Consider the following 17,229-nt stretch of genomic DNA (forward strand, 5'->3'; position numbering starts at 1 on the left):
CGGTGGGATGTCAAACAGCACGGGAGTAGTCGAAGGGTGGACGGATGCTGCCCTTGGCCGGCTCCTCACCATGGAGAGACTGCGCTCCTACCTGAGCGCTCGCGACCAGAACCTCAGCCGGGCGCTGCGACTCTACGAGTGGAACATGAGCGCCGGGTCGGCTGTGATGGCAACGACCGGAATGGTGGAGGTCATCGTGCGCAACGCCCTCGACCGGCAGCTCAGCGTCTGGGCCGACCGGAAAGGGCACCAAGACTGGCTGGGTGCGCTTCCACTCGATCAGCGCGGGCGTGACGATATCGCCAAGGCACGGTCCAGGGCGACGCTGCGCGGGCGTCGGCCGGAGGAGCACGGTCGAGTGGTCGCGGAGCTGAGCTTCGGTTTCTGGCGCTATCTGGTGTCTCAGCGTTACCACGCATCGATGTGGGTTCCGGCGCTCCACAAGGCTTTCCCGGGCGTGGGCGCGGACATTCGGAAAGGCCGGCGGGAGGTCGAACGTCGTCTTGTGAACCTGATGTTGGTCCGCAACCGAGCAGCCCACCATGAGCCGATCCATCGCCGAGATCTGCGGGCTGACTTCGAGGACGCCATCGAGCTGGTCGGTTGGGTGGACCCGGAGGCCGGTGCCTGGGTGGGCACGGTCTCAGCACTACGGCAGGTGGCTCACGCGCGCCCGGCCTAGTGTGTCTGGACCTGCCCGGAACCGAGCTGCGCCGACTCAGCGGGAGTAGAGCTGTCGGATGACGTCCTCGATCGCGGGCTCGTGGATGGACAGATCGGCGACGTCGTACGCCGCCGCGACCTGCGCCACGAGAGGAGCAGCGGAGGCGCCGGCCGGGAACGAGAGCCACTGGCGCGGTCCCTCGACCTTGACCACCTGAGCTCCTTCGACGGCGATCGCCGGCGCCTCGTCGACGAGGTCGACGACGAGAGTGCGAGAAGCGTCGCCGTTGAGGCGCAGCGAGGACAGCGGGCCGTCGAAGACCGCGGTGCCGTGGTCGATCACGATGACCCGGTCGCACAGCGCCTCGATGTCCTGCAGGTCGTGCGTGGTGAGCATCAGGGTCGTCCCGCGCTCGTGGTTGAGGGCCCGCAGGAACTCCCGCAGGCGACCCTTCGAGATCACGTCGAGACCGATCGTCGGCTCGTCGAGATAGAGGATCTCGGGGTCGTGGAGCAGGGCGGCGGCGATGTCGCCGCGCATCCGCTGCCCCAGGCTCAGCTGCCGCACGGGGGTGTCCATCAGGTCACCGAGGTCGAGCAGTGCGACGTGGTCGTCGAGATTGCGGCGGAAGGTCTGGTCGGGGATCCGGTAGATCCGCCGCAGCAGCTCGAAGGAGTCGCGCAGCGGTAGGTCCCACCACAGCGACGTACGCTGCCCGAAGACGACTCCGATCCGACGGGCCAGCTCCCGGCGCTGGCGAGCGGGCTCCAGACCGGCGACGAGCGCCGTGCCGCCGGTGGGGACCAGGATGCCGGTGAGCATCTTGATGGTCGTCGACTTCCCGGCGCCGTTGGGGCCGATGTAGCCGACCATCTCGCCGGCATCGATCTCGAAGGAGAGGTCGTGGACGGCGTGCTTCACCACCGACGTACGCCTCACGACACCCGCACGTTTGCGGATGGTGAACTCGCGGGACAGGTCCCGCACCTCGATCAACGACAACGAGATCAGCTCCCTGTGGATCGGTAGCGGCGAAGCCCCTGACGCCACACCAGCGCGGTGACGACGACCAGCGCCAGCGCGGCCAGGGGCGAGGCGAAGCGGAACCAGTCCGGGGCCCCGAACGGGTCGGTGAGTCCGAGCAGGAACAGGCACGGATACCAGTTCACGAACGCCAGCGGCAGCAGGTAGGTGAGCGAGCGGACGACCTCGCGCGGGAAGATCGTCATCGGGTACTGCATGATCGTGTTGCCGCCGTAGGTGAAGGCATTGGCGAACTCCGAGGCGTCGGTGGTCCAGAACTGGATCGTCGAGAAGGTCACGAACACGCAGAAGTAGATGACCACACCCGAGACGAGCGCCACCACGAGCACCAGCAGCCGTTGCGGGTTCCACTCCACGATCGGCGCCGCCCACGCGAACACCGCGAGACCCTGGCCGATCTGGCCGAGCCGGCGCAGCTCGAACCGGTCGGCGCACAGCTGCACCAGCACCGGGACCGGCTTGGTCATCATCGCGTCGAGGTCCCCGCTGCGTACCTTCTGGCCGATCTTCTCCACGCTCCCGACCAGCATGTCGGCGACCCGGAACGCGAGCGAGGTCACGCCGTAGAGCAGGGCGATCTCGCGCAGGGTGAAGCCGCCGTAGGTGTCGAGGTGGCTGAACATCAGCCAGATCGCCACGAAGTCGAGGAAGGTGATCAGCACCCCGCCGAGCGTCATCGTCCAGAACGAGACCGGGTAGGCCATCGACGCCCGGATCCACAGCGCCGCGATGAGCCAGTAGGCGCGCACCGCGTCAACCACCCTGGACCACCACCTTGCGGGTCGCGGCGCGCAGCACGAGCGCGCACACGGCGAGCATGACGACCGCCCAGAGCACCTGCAGGCCGATTGCGGCGAGCAGGTCGAGCCCGGTGTGGCGGCCCAGCCAGATGTCGGCCGGGGTCTGGATGTAGGAAGCGAACGGGAGCGCCAGCGCGACCTGGCGCAGCCCGTCGGGAAAGAGGTTGAGCGGCAGCGTGAGTCCGCTGAAGAAGGTGGCCAGCACGCTCAGCAGCACCCGCGGTCCGGTCGCGTCCAGGAGCCAGAACGCGCTGGCGGCGAAGAGGAACCGGACGGCGAAGCTGACCACGACCGCGAGGGCGACGCTGACCAGGAATCCGGCCGCGCCGGCGGGAGAGGGCAGGACCAGTCCGAAGAGCAGCGCGCCGATGATCGTCGGCGCCACGCCCCGGGTCGCGAAGTGGTACAGCCCGCGGCCGAGGTCGGCGGCGAGATACCAGCCCAGGACGCTGACGGGACGGTAGAGGTCGACGGCGATGTCGCCGTTGCGGATCCGCTCGGCGAGGTCGTCGGTCGCCCCGCCGCTCCACAGCGCGATGGTCATCAGCAGCGCCTGCCCGATCCAGACGAACGTGACGGCCTGGTCGGCCTCGTAGCCGCCGGCCGACGGGTTCTGCTCCCACAGCGCCAGATAGGCGAAGCTGAGGATGATCCCGAAGACCGAGTTGGTGAAGATCCCGGCAAGGGTGGCCGCGGTGTAGGTGGAGTAGCGGCGGAAGGACCGGACCGCGATCGCGGCGTACAGACTGATCTGTGGATGCAGCGCCCCGGACACCTGACGTACGTTGGCACAGGAGGGCCTGCGTACGCCAAGGGGTTTCCTGGAATAACGTTGATGCAGCAACTGTTTGCCGAGTAGTTCGGATTTCAACTATCGTGGCAGGACCACGAAAGGGGCAGTGAACAATGGGTATGCAGTTCGGCATCTTCACCGTCGGCGACGTCACCACGGACCCGACGACCGGCAAGACCCCGACGGAGCACGAGCGGATCAAGGCCACCGTCGAGATCGCCAAGCACGCCGAGGAGGTGGGCCTGGACGTCTTCGCGACCGGTGAGCACCACAACCCGCCGTTCATCGCCTCCAACCCGACCGCCACGCTGGCCTACATCGGTGCCCAGACCGAGAACATCATCCTGAGCACGGCGACCACGCTGATCACCACCACGGACCCCGTGCTGATCGCGGAGGACTACGCCAAGATCCAGCACCTCACCGACGGCCGCGTCGACCTGATGATGGGTCGCGGCAACACCGGCCCGGTCTACCCCTGGTTCGGCAAGGACATCCGTCAGGGCATCAACCTGGCGATCGAGAACTACGCCCTGCTGCGCCGGCTGTGGAGCGAGGACGTCGTCGACTGGTCCGGCCGGTTCCGTACGCCGCTGCAGGGCTACACCTCGACGCCGCGGCCGCTGGACGGCGTCGCGCCGTTCGTCTGGCACGGCTCGATCCGCTCGCCGGAGATCGCTGAACAGGCTGCGTACTATGGCGACGGTTTCTTCCACAACCACATCTTCTGGCCGGCCTCGCACACCAAGCAGATGGTGCAGCTCTACCGGCAGCGCTTCGAGCACTACGGCCACGGCACCGCCGACCAGGCGATCGTCGGGCTGGGCGGGCAGTTCTTCATGCGGCCCAACTCCCAGGACGCGATCAACGAGTTCCGGCCCTACTTCGACAACGCCCCGGTCTACGGCCACGGCCCCTCGCTGGAGGACTTCAGCGAGGCCACGCCGCTGACCGTCGGCTCGCCGCAGCAGGTCATCGAGCGGACCCTCTCCTTCCGTGAGTACGTCGGTGACTATCAGCGCCAGCTCTTCCTGCTCGACCACGCCGGGCTCCCGCTGAAGACGGTGCTGGAGCAGCTCGACCTCTACGGCGAGATCCTCCCGACCCTGCGCGCGGAGTTCGAGAAGCTGCGCAAGCCCGGTGTCCCGGACGCCCCGACCCACGCCTCCCTGGTGGAGAAGGCCGGCGGCGCCAAGGACTCGACCGTCTACGCCGAGGGCGACTCCGCCACCGGCTCGTCCGACCGCGACCTGCACGACCCGGAGGTCGCCAAGGTCCTCGAGGGGGAACTGTGACCCGGATCACCGTCGTCTCGGCGGGGCTCTCGGTCCCGTCCTCGACCAAGCTGCTCGCCGACATGCTCGGCGAGGCGACGACCCGGGCCGTCCAGGCCCGGGGCGCCGAGGTGGAGGTCGAGCACGTGGAGCTGCGCGGCCTGGCGCACGAGCTGACCGACAACCTGCTCACCGGTTTCGCCAAGCCGGCGCTGCAGGCGGCCATCGACCAGGTGCGTCGTGCCGACGGCGTCATCGTGGTGACTCCGGTGTTCTCCGCGTCCTACTCGGGTCTGTTCAAGACGTTCTTCGACGTACTCGAACAGGGTGTACTCGACGCGAAGCCGGTCCTGATCGCCGCGACCGCCGGCACCGCCCGGCACTCACTGGTGCTCGAGCACGCGCTGCGTCCGCTCTTCGCCTACCTGCATGCCGTGGTCGTCCCGACCGGGGTCTTCGCCGCCACCGACGACTTCGCCGGTGGCCCGGAGCTCCCCAAGCGGGTCGACCGGGCCGCCGCGGAGCTGGCTGCTCTGCTGGCTGTGGGCGGTGGCGCGACCGCCGCCCCGGCGCCGCATCGCACGCTGGTGGAGGACGAGTTCGCCAACCCGACCTCCTTCGAGACGCTGCTCAAGCGAGCCTCCGAGGGGCCGCCGGAGTTCTGATCCGGGGTTGTCTCCCTCGGCCGCCCCTGCGAACACGGGCGCGAGATACCGGGGGTTTGCGGTGGAGTGCGACAGAATGCGTCTCGACCGCTGCCCCCAACACCGAGCGGAGGCGTTGTGCCCAGCTACGAGCCGAGCGTCGTCGTTGCCGACGAGTCGCCTCTCCTTCGTGCTGGACTCACGACCCTGCTCGCGCGTGGTGGCTACCAGGTGGTGGCCGACGCCGGCGACGCCGAGGCACTCGTCCAGGTCGCGACCGACACCCTGCCGACTCTGGTCGTCACCGACGCCCGGCTGAGCGGGAGGACCGACGACGAGGGCATCGGTGCCGCGGTCCGGCTGCACGAGAAGGTGCCGGAGATGGGCATCCTCGTGCTCGCGGACTCGCTCGACACGGCCTACGCCGCCGCGGTCTTCGCCAGCTCCGGCACCGGTGGCCTCGGCTACCTGCGCAAGTCGCGCGTACGCACCATCCCGCACTTCCTCGACGTCATCGGCCGGGTGTCGTCGGGCGAGGTCGTGGTCGACCCCGAGGTCATCTCACGGATGGTCGAGACATCGCCGGACGCCGACGGCGATGCGATGGCGCGGCTGTCGATGCGGCAGAGCGAGGTGCTGGGCCTGATACAGGCCGGGTTCCCGGACCGAGCGATCATCAGCAAGCTCTTCAGCGGCAGGCGGCAGTTCGAGCGGTGTCTGAGCGAGATCTTCCTCGCGCTCGGTCTATCCGGCGACGTCGAGCACCGGCGTACGCCGACGCCGCTGACCCACCTCGCCTCCGGCTGACGGTGGGAGCCGCTGGGGCCCCCACCGCCGGACCTCAGTGCTGGTAGGTGCCCACCACGACGGCGCGGGCCAGGGCCTTGAAGGCCAGGTTGAAGGAGACGACGGCCGGGGTGACCTCGTCGTTCACACCCAGGGTCTCCTCGCCGACGGCGTGGACGACGAAGTAGTAGCGGTGGACCTGGTCGCCGGCCGGGGGAGCGGCGCCGCCGAAGTCCTTGGTGCCGAAGTCGGACGCGACGTGGAACGCCTTGCCCGGGAGCTCGGCGGTCGCGGCGCCGGCACCTGCGGGCAGCTCGGTGACGTCGGCGGGGACGTCGACCAGGGCCCAGTGCCAGAAGCCGCTGGGGGTGGGTGCGTCGGGATCGAAGCAGGTGATGACGTACGACTTCGTCCCCTCCGGCGCGCCGCTCCAGCTGAGCTGCGGGGAGGTGTTGCCGCCGTCGTAGACCTGGTCCTGCTTCAGCGGCTGGCCGTCGGTCACGTCCTGGCTGGTCAGCGTGAAGGAGGGGAGGGCGGGCATGAGCGAGTAGGGGTCCGGTTTCACCGGGCGGTCGAGTGCCATGGCCACCAACGTAGCTCACGAACCCAGTCCGCGAATCGACCCGTTGTCAGGACACGGCCGGGTGTTGGGCGAGGATGTACCCATGAGTTCAGAGCATGCCGTTCCCTATCCCGCCGGCCTCATCCTGGAGGGCCGGAGGGTGGTCGTCGTGGGTGGTGGCCGGGTGGCGCAGCGGCGCGTGCCGGCGCTGATCGCAGCGGGGGCGCGGGTCGAGGTCGTCTCGCCGTCGCTGACCCCCGCCCTGGAGGGGCTGCTCGGCTCGGGCGAGATCTCCTGGCATCGGGCCCGCTTCTCGGCCGACGTGCTCGACGGCGCCTGGTATGTCATCGCCGCGACGCAGAACGCCGAGGTCAACGAGGAGGTCTCGGCGGCCGCCGAGGAACGACGGATCTTCTGCGTACGCTCCGACGACGGCACGCGTGCCACCGCGTGGACCCCGGCGACCGGGCAGGACGGCGACCTGACCGTCGCCGTGCTGGCCAACCGCGACCCGCGGCGCTCCGCCGGCGTGCGCGACCGGATCCTCGACGGCCTGCGCTCCGGGGACCTCATCGCTCCGCACGAGCGCCAGCGGGTGCCCGGTGTGACCCTGATCGGTGGCGGTCCGGGTCACCCTGGCCTGATTTCCGTCGCCGGCCGCAAGGCCCTGATGGAGGCCGACATCGTCGTCGCCGACAGGCTGGCACCGCGCGAGCTGCTCTCCGAGCTGCCGGCCGACGTCGAGCTCGTCGACGTCGCCAAGCTTCCCCGCGGCCGCTCCGCCCAGCAGGAGGAGATCAATCGGATCATCGTCGAGGCGGCCAAGGAGGGGAAGGCGGTCGCGCGCTTCAAGGGCGGCGACAACTTCATCTTCGGCCGTGGCTTCGAGGAGGTGCTGGCCTGCCGCGAGGCCGGCGTACCGGTCCACGTCATCCCCGGCCTGACCTCGCCGGTGACGGTTCCCGGCGTCGCCGGCATCCCGGTGACCCACCGCGGTGTCGCCCACGAGTTCACCGTCATCTCCGGCCACGTCCCGCCGGCCGACCCCACCTCGCTGACCAACTGGTCCGCCGTCGCCCAGCTCGGCGGCACCCTGGTCCTCCTGATGGCCGTCCAGAACGCCCCGGCGATCGCGACCGCCCTGATGGACGGTGGACGTGCCGCCACGACCCCCGTCGCGGTCATCTGCGACGGCACGATGCCGACGCAGCGTACGGTCCTGGCGACCCTCGAGACCCTCGAGAAGACCCTGGCCGACGAGAACGTCCAGCCCCCGGCGATCATCGTCGTCGGCGAGGTCGTCCGCGTCGCCCACCCCGACTCCTTCTAGACCTCTGGTCGGCGCGGCGTCGACTCGTTGCCATGAGTTGGATCGTACGGTCGCTGCATGAGATTTGCGGCGAACCATGGCGGCTGCCCGCTCCGCGATGATCGCACTTGTGCGATCATCGCGTGGGTGCGATCATGAGCATGGAAGTCGAGCTTCATGACGAGGTCGTGAAGTGGCTGGATGCTCTGAGCGACGCGGAGTGGGTCCGGGTCGCGGTGATCGTGGATCGGTTGGCCGATCTGGGGCCCCGCGCACGAATGCCTCTCTCGCGGGGTTTGGGGGAGGGCCTGTTCGAGCTTCGCTTCACTCTCGGGTCGACTGCCCGGAGGATCACCTACAGATTCACCAGCGATGCTCGAATCATCCTTCTGACGACTTTCCACAAGCAACGAGACAACGAGCGCGGTGAGGTGGCCAGAGCCCGCAAGGCGGCCGCCGAATGCGCGCGGCGCTATCCCTAGGAGAGCAACCATGGCGAACTACTCCCGCTGGTCCGACGTCCGGGCCGAGCGTCCCGCCCCGTCCGACGAGTCCAGGGCGAGCGTCGAGCAGGATCTTGCACTCGGGCAGCTGATCTACGACCTGCGTACGGCGGCAGGGCTGAGCCAGCGTGAGCTGGCCACACGGATGGGCACGACTCAGTCGGTCATCTCCCGACTCGAGGAAGGCGGAGGAGCGCGCAACCGGATCGACACGCTGGCACGCGTCGCGACCGCTCTGGGTCGGCACCTGGTCCTTTCCTTCCCTGAGGAAGTTTCGGGGGACTTGAAAGACTCGGTGCAGGTCGCCTGACCATGGCTGAGCTCATCGAGATCTCCGACCCCGCCGACCCTCGGCTCGCGGACTACCGCGACCTGCGTGACGTGGAGCTGCGCAAGTCCATCGAGTCCGCGGAGGGACTGTTCCTTGCGGAGGGCGAGAAGGTCGTACGCCGCGCGGTGACCGGAGGCTTCGAGCCGCGCTCGTTCCTGATGGCTCCGAAGTGGCTCGACGGGCTCTCCGACGTGCTCGAGTCGACCGATGCGCCGTGCTACGTGATGAGCGAGAAGGCTGCCGAGGAGGTGACCGGGTTCCATGTGCACCGTGGTGCGCTGGCGTCCTTGAAGCGGCGGCCGCTGCCGTCGGTGGAGTCGGTGCTCGAGGGTGCCCGCTCGGTCCTGGTGCTGGAGGACATCGTCGACCACACCAACGTCGGTGCGATCTTCCGGTCGGGGGCGGCGCTCGGGTTCGATGCGGTGCTGCTGGCGCCGCGCTGCGCCGACCCGCTCTATCGGCGCTCCATCAAGGTCGCGATGGGTGCGGTCTTCGCGCTGCCGTGGACCCGCCTGCCGGACTGGTACGAAGCACTCCCGTCCCTCTCCGCCGCCGGCTTCACCACCGTCGCCCTGACCCTGGCCGACGACGCCGTCGACATCGAAAAGGCCGTCGAGGGCGTCGACAAGGTCGCCCTCGTCCTCGGCTCCGAGGGCCACGGCCTCTCCCCGCGCTGGCAGCAGGCCGCCGACCGTCGCGCCATCATCCCGATGTCCGCCGGCATCGACTCCCTCAACGTAGCCGCCGCCACCGCTGTCGCGTGCTACGTCACCGCCCGCCGCTGACCGGAGTGACGCTTCGGCAGTTTGGTGCCGATATCCGAAACAAATGAATGAGAATGGAAGCGAACATCAAGATCTCGCCTTAAACTTTTTATTGTCATTACGACAAAAAGGGGGGGATGATGAGTGCCCGCGAACACGTCACGAATTCGACCGTCGGTCTTGGTGGCGGTGGACCTGGTGATCCTCACGATGCGTGGGACGAGCTTCCAGGTGCTGCTGATCGAGCGAGGCAACGAGCCTTTCCGTGGTTCGCGCGCACTCCCGGGAGGGTTCCTCAAGCATGTCGAGGAGGACGTCCGAGACGCAGCGCTGCGTGAGCTGCGCGAGGAGACCGACCTGGACGGGGCGGGGCTGCACATCGAGCAGCTCGGCTTCTACGGCAGACCCGATCGCGACCCACGAGGACGCGTGGTGTCGGTGGTGTATCTGGCCATCGCGCCGGGGCTGCCCGAGCCGGTGGCCGGGACCGATGCGACACAGGCGGCCTGGGCCCCGGTCGAGGAGGTGATCTCGGGTCGGGTGAGGCTGGCCTTCGATCACCAGCAGATCCTCGAGGACGCGATCGAGCGGGCACGTACGAAGCTCGAGCACACCTGCCTCGCGACGGCGTTCTGCGCCGAGACCTTCACCATCTCCGACCTTCAGCGGGTCTATGAGGCCGTATGGGGCATCGGTCTGGATCCCGGCAACTTCTACCGCAAGGCCCAGCGTGCGCAGGGCTTCATCGAGCCGGCAGGGGGCGAGCGCAGGACGACCGGAGGCCGGCCGGCGCGCCTGTTCCGGGCCGGGCATGCCTCGGTGCTCAACCCACCGATCATCCGTCCCCATGACGCCGTCTCACACCGAGTAACACCGGGTCACACCGCCTGAGACCGACAACCGAGTTCCAACCACACCAAGGAGAAGCCATGACTGAGCCACGGGTAGCCGTCGTGCTGACCGCCCTTGATATCGAGTACGACGCGGTGCGCGAGCATCTCGTCGACCCCGAGCCCGAGCGTCCGGAGTCGGGAACCCACTACGAGATCGGCACCGCGCGCGGCACGTCCTGCCGGGTCGTGATCGGCCGGACCGGTGCCGGCAACAAAGCGGCCGCAGCGCTGGCCGAGCGCGCGATCAACCGCTTCCGACCGGTCGCGCTGCTCTTCTCCGGCGTCGCCGGTACGCTTCGCGACTCGATCGAGCTGGGAGACGTGGTCGTCGGCTCCAAGATCTACGCCTACCACAGCGCCGCCGGGGAGGACCACGGCCTCCGGGCGCGACCGGAGTCGTGGAAGCTGGACCATGCGGTGAGCGAGGAGGTCCGCGAGATCGTCCGGCGGCGAGACTGGATCAAGCGACTCCCGGCCGGCTCGAGCCTCCCGGCAGTCAGGTGTGGCCCCATCGCCGCCGGTGAGGTGGTCCAGAAGTCGCGGATCTCCCAGGAGGCGAGATGGATCAACCAGCACTACAACGATGCCGCGGCCATCGAGATGGAGGGCGCAGGCATCGCTGAGGCGGGTCACCTCAACCGCCTCCCGGTCGGTGTCGTACGCGGGATCAGCGACCGAGCCGGCGGCGACAAGACGGTCGGCAACGATCTCCACTGGCAGCCGCGCGCCGCGGCCAACGCGGCGGCGTTCACCATCGAGCTCGCGGTCGCCCTGCTCGAGGCGTCGCCGGTCGTCCCGCGCGCCCGTGCGGGGGCCGACAGGGTGTCCTCGGAGCGGGACGGCGTACGTCCCGGGGGCGGCGGCAACGTCTCCAACATCAACGTCGGCGGCACCGTCGGCGCCCAGGGTCACACGCTGGGGGCCACCACGCTGCAGATGGCGCCTGCGATCCACCGGGGCGCCGAGGCGGAGCTCGCCGAGATCATCGCGGACCTGCGGGCGCTGCTGATCATGCATCACGCTGCCGGGGACCTCGACAGAAGGACCTACCAGGCTGCCCGTGGGGAGCTCGAGGTCGCCGAGTCGCTCGCGAACCAGGAGGACGATTCCTGCCGGACCGAGGCGATCCTCGCCTTCAGGAAGCTCAGCGGGATCGTCTCCGACACGGCCGCGGTCGCAACGAAGGTGGCGCTCGCGGTCGCTGCGCTCCAGGGGCTGGCATGAGGACGGGGGACTCCGGCCAACCCGGACCCGGCGCGGCGCACAACATCGCCCAACCGGGCAGCATCGTGGAGAACCAGGCCTACGAGATCCACCACCACAACCGCCACTTCCACATCACGCCCGCGGACACCGCCGAGCAGCGCTACATCGTCGGGCGGCGCTACCTCGAAGCGGGTTCCCCGCGGCGAGCCGAAGAGCTGATCAGCGAGGCGATCAGGCGCCGCCACGACCAGGCGGAGGTTCAGTTCCACTGGCTGCTGGCGATGTTCAGCAAGCGGTCCTTCCGCGATCTCGGCGAGGACGAGCGTGATCGGCTCAGAGCGGCGATGCTGACCTTCGACTTCTACGACCCCGAGGATCGCTACACCGCGGCCCTGCAGGCGCTGGGTCTGCTGTTCCAGCACCTGCTCGACGGCGCGACCGGTGACGCGGTCGCGGCCGAGGCAGCGCTCCACGAGCTGGACGAGGACCTCCTCGACAAGATCAGCTATCACCTCGTGGACGTGCTCGCAGGGGTCACCGCCCAGCGCCTGTGGGAGCGTACGTTGGAGCGGGCCCGGGTGGCACGGTTCGCCAACCAGCGGACTGCCCGGGCTCGGGTCTACTTCGAGCCGACGCCGGCGATGCCTCGCCGCGGCGCCCCGGCGGCTGGCTACGAAGCGCCGGAAGGACACCCGGCGGAGGTCGCCGGAGTCGGCGTGTGCGTTCTCGCCGTCAGCATCCTGGGGTGGCTGACCCTGAGCGGTGGGAGTCCGTGGGGCGTCGCCGCGCTCGTGGTGCTCCTGGTGGCCGGAGCGGTCCTCGGCAGGGACCTTTTCGGCTGGATGTACCGCGCGGACCGGGTCAGCCTCAACGAGCGCCGCCACCACGGGAACGGGTTCGCCGAGGACGGGTCCCGCGACGGCAAGGGCTTCGTCTCCCAGTTGCGCCACTCGATGAACTTCTACTACGCCAGACACCGCCCGGCCGACCTGTCGGCGCAGGAGTGGCTCGACCTGACAGCAGGGGTCAGGCAGCGGCTGCGCGAGGAGCTCGCGGAGACGTTCCGCGAGCAGCGGACCTGCGCCGAGAGCCTGCACTGGCTGATCCGCTACCACGCGATCGAGGACAAGCGGAGCTTCGAGGCCGGTTCGTTCCACGACCTCGGTGCCGCGCGCCGGCCCGACTGGCGAGCGGCTCTTCGCTTCCTCGGCGCTCTCGCGGTCGCGGTCGCTGCCGCGGTGGTGCTGTTCCGGGCAAGCAGTCTCGCCGGCCAGCTCGTACTCCTGGTCGTACTGGTCAGCGGGTGTCTCGCGGTGGGCGTCGGCTACCGCCTCTACCGTGCCCGCAGGAGTGCCGCCGACGACGAGGCGGAGGCGGCGGCGTTGCTCGACCGGCGCCGCCAGGAGTTCGAGCGCTGGAAACAGACCATCAGCGACCAGATGCCGACCGAGCAGGAGATGGAGACCTGGCTGCTCAGCGACATCACGGTGCTCATCGGCAAGGTGCTCGAGGAGGCGAAATGGAAGCGTTGCGAGGTCGTCTCCAACGCCGTCATCCGCCAGCCTGGACCCGGGTGGCGGCGGGGGCGGGTCGACGACGGTCCGTGGCGCTACTCGAAGTATCAGCTCCGCATCTATCTCGTCACCGTCGACGGCGTACGCGAGGTCACCGCTGATCTCGACTTCAGGACCGGCGAGATCGGGAAGGTCTCCCGGGAGAACTTCCAGCTCGACAGCATCACCTCGGTCAAGGTCATCGAGGAGGTGAACGGCGGTCGTGTGCTCGCGGTGATGCTCAACAATGGGGAGCCTCGCGAGATCCGCGTCGCCGAGGGCGTCATCGCAGCCGAGGCGGTGGGCAGCGAGGCCGACGACGGTCTGGGCGACGGCGAGACCACCCAGGCGCCGCCCGACCCGGACCTCGTGAAGCTGGTCAGGCTCAACCTGGACGCCACCGGATTCGACCACGCCCTGCGGCTCCTCGAAGGCATCGGAGCCGATGGGAAGGGCTGGATCAGGCGTCACGCCCGGGCCTGAACCTCCCCGCCGAGACGTCAGTCCGGTCGTCCGGGACGTCAGTTGCGTCGGCCGAGTTGGCACCACGCTGCCAACTCGGCCGACCGGGCTGACGCCTCGGCTAGATCTTCCACCAGACCGTCGTGTCGCCGGGGAGGTCGACCGAACCGTCGCTCACCGTCACCGGCCCCGAGGAGGAGAGGAGTACGTCGCCGGGGGCGGCGATGCGTACGGGCTCCTTGGTGGTGTTGACGGTGCACGCGAAACCAGAGCGCTCGAACCAGAGGACCCCGGCGGGGGCTTCGTCGTGCCAGGTGACCGCGTCGCCGGCGCCGAGGCCGGAGACCTCGCGACGGATCTTCAGCGCCGAGCGGTAGAGCTCGAGGGTCGAACCCTCCACGCCGGTCTGGGCCTCGACGCTCATCTCACCCCAAGACGACGGCTGGGGCAGCCAGGAGCCGCCCTCGCCGAAGCCGTAGGACGAACCCGACCGGGTCCACGGCAGCGGCACGCGGCAGCCGTCGCGGAAGCCGTCCTGGCCGTTGGCGCGGTGGAAGGACGGGTCCTGGCGGACCTCGTCGGGCAGGTCGGTGACGTCGGGGAGGCCGAGCTCCTCGCCCTGGTAGACGTACGCCGATCCCGGAAGCGCGAGCATCAGGAGGGTCGCCGCGCGCGCCCGCCGCAGCCCGAGCGAGCGGTCGCCCGCAGTCCGGATCTGAGTCCCCGACCCCGGAGGGTTGGCGAAGCGGGTGGCGTGCCGGGTGACGTCGTGGTTGGACAGCACCCAGGTCGCCGGAGCGCCGACCGGACGCATCGCGTCCAGGGAGCTGTCGATGACCTTGCGCAGCGCCGCGGCGTCCCAGGCGGTGTCGAGGTACTCGAAGTTGAACGCCTGGTGCAGCTCGTCGGGGCGTACGTAGTTGGCCGATCGTGCCACGGTCGGCGTCCAGGCCTCGGCGACGAAGATCCGCCCCGGGTAGTCCGCCAGGACCCGCCGCCAGGAGCGGTAGATCTCGTGGACGCCGTCCTGGTCGAAGAAGGGCATCACGTCGTTGCCGAGCAGGTGGAGCTGGTCGGAGTGGCCGATGGACGGCAGGCCCTCGGCCTTGACGAGGCCGTGGGCGACGTCGATGCGGAAGCCGTCGATGCCGAGGTCGAGCCAGAACCGCAGGATGTCCAGGAACTCCGCGGCGACCTCGGGGGAGTTCCAGTTGAAGTCGGGCTGCTCGGGGGCGAAGAGGTGGAGATACCACTCACCGTCGGGCACCCGGGTCCACGCCGGACCGCCGAAGATCGAGTCCCAGTCATTCGGTGGCTCCGAGCCGTCCGGCCCGCGTCCGGGCAGGAAGTGGTAGCGCGAGCGCATCGGCGACCCAGGCCCCTCGGCCAGCGCCTGCTGGAACCATTCGTGCTGGTCGGAGGAGTGGTTGGGGACGATGTCGGCGATGATCTTGAGCCCCAGCTCATGGGCAGCAGAGATCAGCGCGCGAGCGTCGTCCAGCGTCCCGTACCGAGGGTCGACCGCACGGTAGTCGGAGACGTCATAGCCCCCGTCGGCCTGCGGCGAGGCGTAGAACGGGCTCAGCCACACCGCATCCACGCCCAGCGAGCGGAGGTAGGGGAGCCGTGACCGAATCCCGGGAAGGTCACCGGTGCCGTCGCCGTCGCTGTCGGCGAAGCTGCGCGGGTAGACCTGGTAGATGACGGCGTCACGCCACCATTCGGAGTTCATGAGAGAGAAGAACCTTTCAGCCCTTGACGCCGCCGGCGGTCAGACCGGTGACGACGTGTCGTTGGACGAGGTAGAAGAAGATGGTGACCGGGATGGCGATGAGGACGGCGGTGGCGGCCATCAGGTTCCACTGCGCGTCGTGCTCGCTGATGAAGCTCTGCAGGCCGACCGCGAAGGTGTACTTCGAGTCGTCGAGCAGGAACGTCGAGGCGAAGGCGACCTCGGCGAAGGCGGTGATGAAGGCGTAGAACGCGGCCACCGCGAGGCCGGGACGGGCCAGCGGCAGGATGAGCCGCCAGAACGTACCGAACGGGGTGAGCCCGTCGATCATGCCGGCCTCGTCGAGCTCGACCGGGATGGTGTCGAAGTAGCCCTTCAGCAGCCAGGAGCAGTAGGGGACGATCGTGGTGCAGTTGACCAGGATCAGACCGAGGTGCGAGTCCACCAGACGCAGCTGGGAGAAGATCTCGTACATCGGCACGATCAGCACCGCGATCGGGAACGCCTGCGTCAGCAGCAGCACCCACATCAGCGAGCGGTGGCCGGGAAACCGCATCCGGGAGACCGCGTAGCCGGTCGTCGCCGCCGACATCACCCCGAACAGGGTCGTGCCGCCCGCGACCACCAGGGTCGACCACAGCCAGTTGAAGAACTCGGTGTTGGTCAGCACGAACGAGTAGTTGTCCAGCGTCGCCTTCGCGAAGATCCCGCCGGGGTGGAGGTAGTCGTCCTTGTCGGGTCCCAGGGACAGGTAGACGAGCCAGACGATCGGGAACAGCGCGATCAGCGACGCCACGGCGAGCGTGACGTGCGTGCCCATCTGCGCGACCGGGCCGAGGTCGCCGCGACGGCTCTGCCGTTTCTTGGGCGCGCTGCTGGGCGCGTGGGTGCTAGGCGAGCTGGTCATTGCGTTTCAACCACCGGTAGTAGAAGGACGTGAAGACGATCAGGATCGCGAGCAGCAGGACGCCGTACGCTGCGGACATCGCGAAGTCGCGAGGCTGCTGCCCGAAGCCGAGTCGGTAGGCCCAGGTGACCAGGATCTGCGCGTCCGGCGCGGTGTTGCCGAAGAGCAGGAAGATGATCGCGAACTGGTTGAAGGTCCAGATCACCCCGAGCAGCACGACGGTCGAGCTCACCGAGGACAGCCCGGGAAGCGTGACGTGCCGGAACCGCTGCCAGGCGCTCGCGCCGTCGATCTCGGCGGCCTCGTAGAGGTTCTCGTCGATCGACTGCAGCCCGCCGAGCAGGGAGAGCATCATGAACGGCACGCCGCACCAGGTGTTGACCATGATCGCGGCCGTACGCTGCCAGGTCGGGTCCTCGAGCCAGCTCGGCGAGGCGAGCCCGATCGTGTCGAGCATCGAGTTGATGACGCCTGCGTCGGCCAGCATGATCCGCCAGGCGAAGACGGTGACGAAGGTCGGCACCGCCCAGGGCAGGATCAGCAGCAGCCGGTACGCCACGCGCCCGCGCAGCCGCTGGTTGAGCAGCATCGCCAGCCCGAGGCCGATCACGTAGTGCAGGACGACACAGGTGACGGTCCAGACGATCGTCCAGACGAAGTGGGACCAGAAGCGGTCGTAGGCCGCCGGGCCCCACAGGATCTCGGCGTAGTTGTCCAGACCGATGAACTTGTACGTCGCATCGATCGTGTTGACGCCGATGGTGCGTGCCGAGTTGAGGCTGTTGGCGTCGGTCAGGGTCAGGTAGAAGCCGCGCGCGAGCGGGTAGCCGACCAGCACGCCGAGGACGATCACGACGGGCGCGACCATCGCGTAGGCGTACCAGTAGCGGCGGTAGGAGTCGCGCACGCGCTGGACGGGGCGGGGCGCCCGCCGCCGAGACCGCGGGGTCTCGGCGGCGGGCGCTGGTGCTGTCAGAGTCATCGGCTCACTTCGACGTAGTC

General features: G+C 68.8%; 18 protein-coding genes. 11 read left to right on the forward strand and 7 right to left on the reverse strand.

Annotation, left to right across the window (positions count from 1 at the left end; genetic code table 11):
• Positions 1-70 precede the first annotated feature (70 nt).
• On the forward strand, positions 71-682 hold the full coding sequence (locus OG984_RS03470; RefSeq protein ID WP_328530258.1) for a hypothetical protein: 612 nt from the start codon (positions 71-73) through the stop codon (positions 680-682).
• A gap of 36 nt (positions 683-718) precedes the next feature.
• On the opposite strand, the gene OG984_RS03475 is transcribed toward OG984_RS03470, so the two are convergent.
• The 3 genes from OG984_RS03475 to OG984_RS03485 are packed head-to-tail and all read right to left on the reverse strand — an operon-like array spanning position 719 to position 3,283.
• Positions 719-1,666 (reverse strand): ABC transporter ATP-binding protein, encoded by a 948-nt coding sequence (locus tag OG984_RS03475; RefSeq protein ID WP_328530259.1) that lies wholly within the window; start codon positions 1,664-1,666, stop codon positions 719-721.
• A 5-nt stretch (positions 1,667-1,671) separates the two neighbouring features.
• Positions 1,672-2,469, reverse strand: coding sequence for an ABC transporter permease (locus tag OG984_RS03480; protein ID WP_328530260.1), 798 nt, complete (start codon positions 2,467-2,469; stop codon positions 1,672-1,674).
• Positions 2,462-3,283 (reverse strand): ABC transporter permease, encoded by an 822-nt coding sequence (locus OG984_RS03485; RefSeq protein WP_328530261.1) that lies wholly within the window; start codon positions 3,281-3,283, stop codon positions 2,462-2,464. Before OG984_RS03485 ends, OG984_RS03480 begins: the two co-directional genes overlap by 8 nt.
• A 137-nt stretch (positions 3,284-3,420) precedes the next feature.
• Here OG984_RS03485 and OG984_RS03490 point away from each other — a divergent pair, with 137 nt between their 5' ends.
• From OG984_RS03490 to OG984_RS03500, 3 genes are all read left to right on the forward strand, one after another.
• A complete protein-coding gene (locus OG984_RS03490; RefSeq protein WP_196876355.1) occupies positions 3,421-4,596 on the forward strand; it encodes an LLM class flavin-dependent oxidoreductase in 1,176 nt (391 codons plus the stop codon).
• Positions 4,593-5,240, forward strand: a complete 648-nt coding sequence (locus tag OG984_RS03495) for an FMN reductase (RefSeq protein ID WP_328530262.1) — start codon at positions 4,593-4,595, stop codon at positions 5,238-5,240. The genes OG984_RS03490 and OG984_RS03495 overlap by 4 nt, the downstream gene beginning before the upstream one ends.
• 117 nt (positions 5,241-5,357) lie before the next feature.
• Positions 5,358-6,026: a response regulator gene (locus OG984_RS03500; protein ID WP_328530263.1), complete on the forward strand. Its 669-nt coding sequence runs from the start codon at positions 5,358-5,360 to the stop codon at positions 6,024-6,026.
• Positions 6,027-6,060: 34 nt separating this feature from the next.
• Here OG984_RS03500 and OG984_RS03505 read toward each other — a convergent pair whose 3' ends face one another.
• Entirely contained in the window at positions 6,061-6,588 is a 528-nt protein-coding gene (locus OG984_RS03505) for a YbhB/YbcL family Raf kinase inhibitor-like protein (protein ID WP_328530264.1), read from the reverse strand.
• Positions 6,589-6,670: 82 nt separating this feature from the next.
• On the opposite strand from OG984_RS03505, the gene cobA reads away from it, so the two are divergent.
• From cobA to OG984_RS03540, 7 genes are all read left to right on the forward strand, one after another.
• Complete coding sequence (cobA, locus tag OG984_RS03510) at positions 6,671-7,897, forward strand: uroporphyrinogen-III C-methyltransferase (protein ID WP_328530265.1); 1,227 nt, start codon at positions 6,671-6,673, stop codon at positions 7,895-7,897.
• A gap of 134 nt (positions 7,898-8,031) precedes the next feature.
• Positions 8,032-8,358 (forward strand): type II toxin-antitoxin system RelE/ParE family toxin, encoded by a 327-nt coding sequence (locus OG984_RS03515; protein ID WP_328530266.1) that lies wholly within the window; start codon positions 8,032-8,034, stop codon positions 8,356-8,358.
• 10 nt (positions 8,359-8,368) lie between these two features.
• Positions 8,369-8,689: a helix-turn-helix domain-containing protein gene (locus OG984_RS03520; protein ID WP_328530267.1), complete on the forward strand. Its 321-nt coding sequence runs from the start codon at positions 8,369-8,371 to the stop codon at positions 8,687-8,689.
• Between the two features lie 2 nt (positions 8,690-8,691).
• Positions 8,692-9,495 (forward strand): TrmH family RNA methyltransferase, encoded by an 804-nt coding sequence (locus OG984_RS03525; protein WP_328530268.1) that lies wholly within the window; start codon positions 8,692-8,694, stop codon positions 9,493-9,495.
• Between the two features lie 162 nt (positions 9,496-9,657).
• Positions 9,658-10,365: an NUDIX hydrolase gene (locus tag OG984_RS03530; protein ID WP_328530269.1), complete on the forward strand. Its 708-nt coding sequence runs from the start codon at positions 9,658-9,660 to the stop codon at positions 10,363-10,365.
• A gap of 38 nt (positions 10,366-10,403) precedes the next feature.
• Positions 10,404-11,591, forward strand: a complete 1,188-nt coding sequence (locus tag OG984_RS03535) for a 5'-methylthioadenosine/S-adenosylhomocysteine nucleosidase family protein (protein WP_328530270.1) — start codon at positions 10,404-10,406, stop codon at positions 11,589-11,591.
• Complete coding sequence (locus tag OG984_RS03540) at positions 11,588-13,609, forward strand: hypothetical protein (protein WP_328530271.1); 2,022 nt, start codon at positions 11,588-11,590, stop codon at positions 13,607-13,609. The genes OG984_RS03535 and OG984_RS03540 overlap by 4 nt, the downstream gene beginning before the upstream one ends.
• Positions 13,610-13,709: 100 nt before the next feature.
• Here the strand turns inward: OG984_RS03540 and OG984_RS03545 are convergent, their stop codons facing one another.
• Genes OG984_RS03545 through OG984_RS03555 form a run of 3 tightly spaced genes read right to left on the reverse strand, consistent with a single transcriptional unit; the run spans position 13,710 to position 17,209 of the window.
• Positions 13,710-15,320 (reverse strand): glycoside hydrolase family 13 protein, encoded by a 1,611-nt coding sequence (locus tag OG984_RS03545; protein WP_328530272.1) that lies wholly within the window; start codon positions 15,318-15,320, stop codon positions 13,710-13,712.
• Between the two features lie 16 nt (positions 15,321-15,336).
• Positions 15,337-16,227: a sugar ABC transporter permease gene (locus OG984_RS03550; RefSeq protein WP_328530273.1), complete on the reverse strand. Its 891-nt coding sequence runs from the start codon at positions 16,225-16,227 to the stop codon at positions 15,337-15,339.
• Positions 16,211-17,209: a carbohydrate ABC transporter permease gene (locus OG984_RS03555; RefSeq protein ID WP_328530274.1), complete on the reverse strand. Its 999-nt coding sequence runs from the start codon at positions 17,207-17,209 to the stop codon at positions 16,211-16,213. The genes OG984_RS03550 and OG984_RS03555 overlap by 17 nt, the downstream gene beginning before the upstream one ends.
• Positions 17,210-17,229 lie beyond the last annotated feature (20 nt).

The organism is Nocardioides sp. NBC_00368, assembly GCF_036090055.1.
In the GTDB taxonomy this organism is placed as follows: Bacteria; Actinomycetota; Actinomycetes; order Propionibacteriales; family Nocardioidaceae; genus Nocardioides.

Coding starts and splice junctions, on each gene's coding strand:
- OG984_RS03470 (WP_328530258.1), top strand. CDS start 71: ATGGAGAGACTGCGCTCCTACCTGAGCGCTCGCGACCAGAACCTCAGC.
- OG984_RS03555 (WP_328530274.1), bottom strand. CDS start 17,209: ATGACTCTGACAGCACCAGCGCCCGCCGCCGAGACCCCGCGGTCTCGG.
- OG984_RS03550 (WP_328530273.1), bottom strand. CDS start 16,227: ATGACCAGCTCGCCTAGCACCCACGCGCCCAGCAGCGCGCCCAAGAAA.
- OG984_RS03490 (WP_196876355.1), top strand. CDS start 3,421: ATGCAGTTCGGCATCTTCACCGTCGGCGACGTCACCACGGACCCGACG.
- cobA (WP_328530265.1), top strand. CDS start 6,671: ATGAGTTCAGAGCATGCCGTTCCCTATCCCGCCGGCCTCATCCTGGAG.
- OG984_RS03540 (WP_328530271.1), top strand. CDS start 11,588: ATGAGGACGGGGGACTCCGGCCAACCCGGACCCGGCGCGGCGCACAAC.
- OG984_RS03535 (WP_328530270.1), top strand. CDS start 10,404: ATGACTGAGCCACGGGTAGCCGTCGTGCTGACCGCCCTTGATATCGAG.
- OG984_RS03520 (WP_328530267.1), top strand. CDS start 8,369: ATGGCGAACTACTCCCGCTGGTCCGACGTCCGGGCCGAGCGTCCCGCC.
- OG984_RS03525 (WP_328530268.1), top strand. CDS start 8,692: ATGGCTGAGCTCATCGAGATCTCCGACCCCGCCGACCCTCGGCTCGCG.
- OG984_RS03505 (WP_328530264.1), bottom strand. CDS start 6,588: ATGGCACTCGACCGCCCGGTGAAACCGGACCCCTACTCGCTCATGCCC.
- OG984_RS03545 (WP_328530272.1), bottom strand. CDS start 15,320: ATGAACTCCGAATGGTGGCGTGACGCCGTCATCTACCAGGTCTACCCG.
- OG984_RS03515 (WP_328530266.1), top strand. CDS start 8,032: ATGAGCATGGAAGTCGAGCTTCATGACGAGGTCGTGAAGTGGCTGGAT.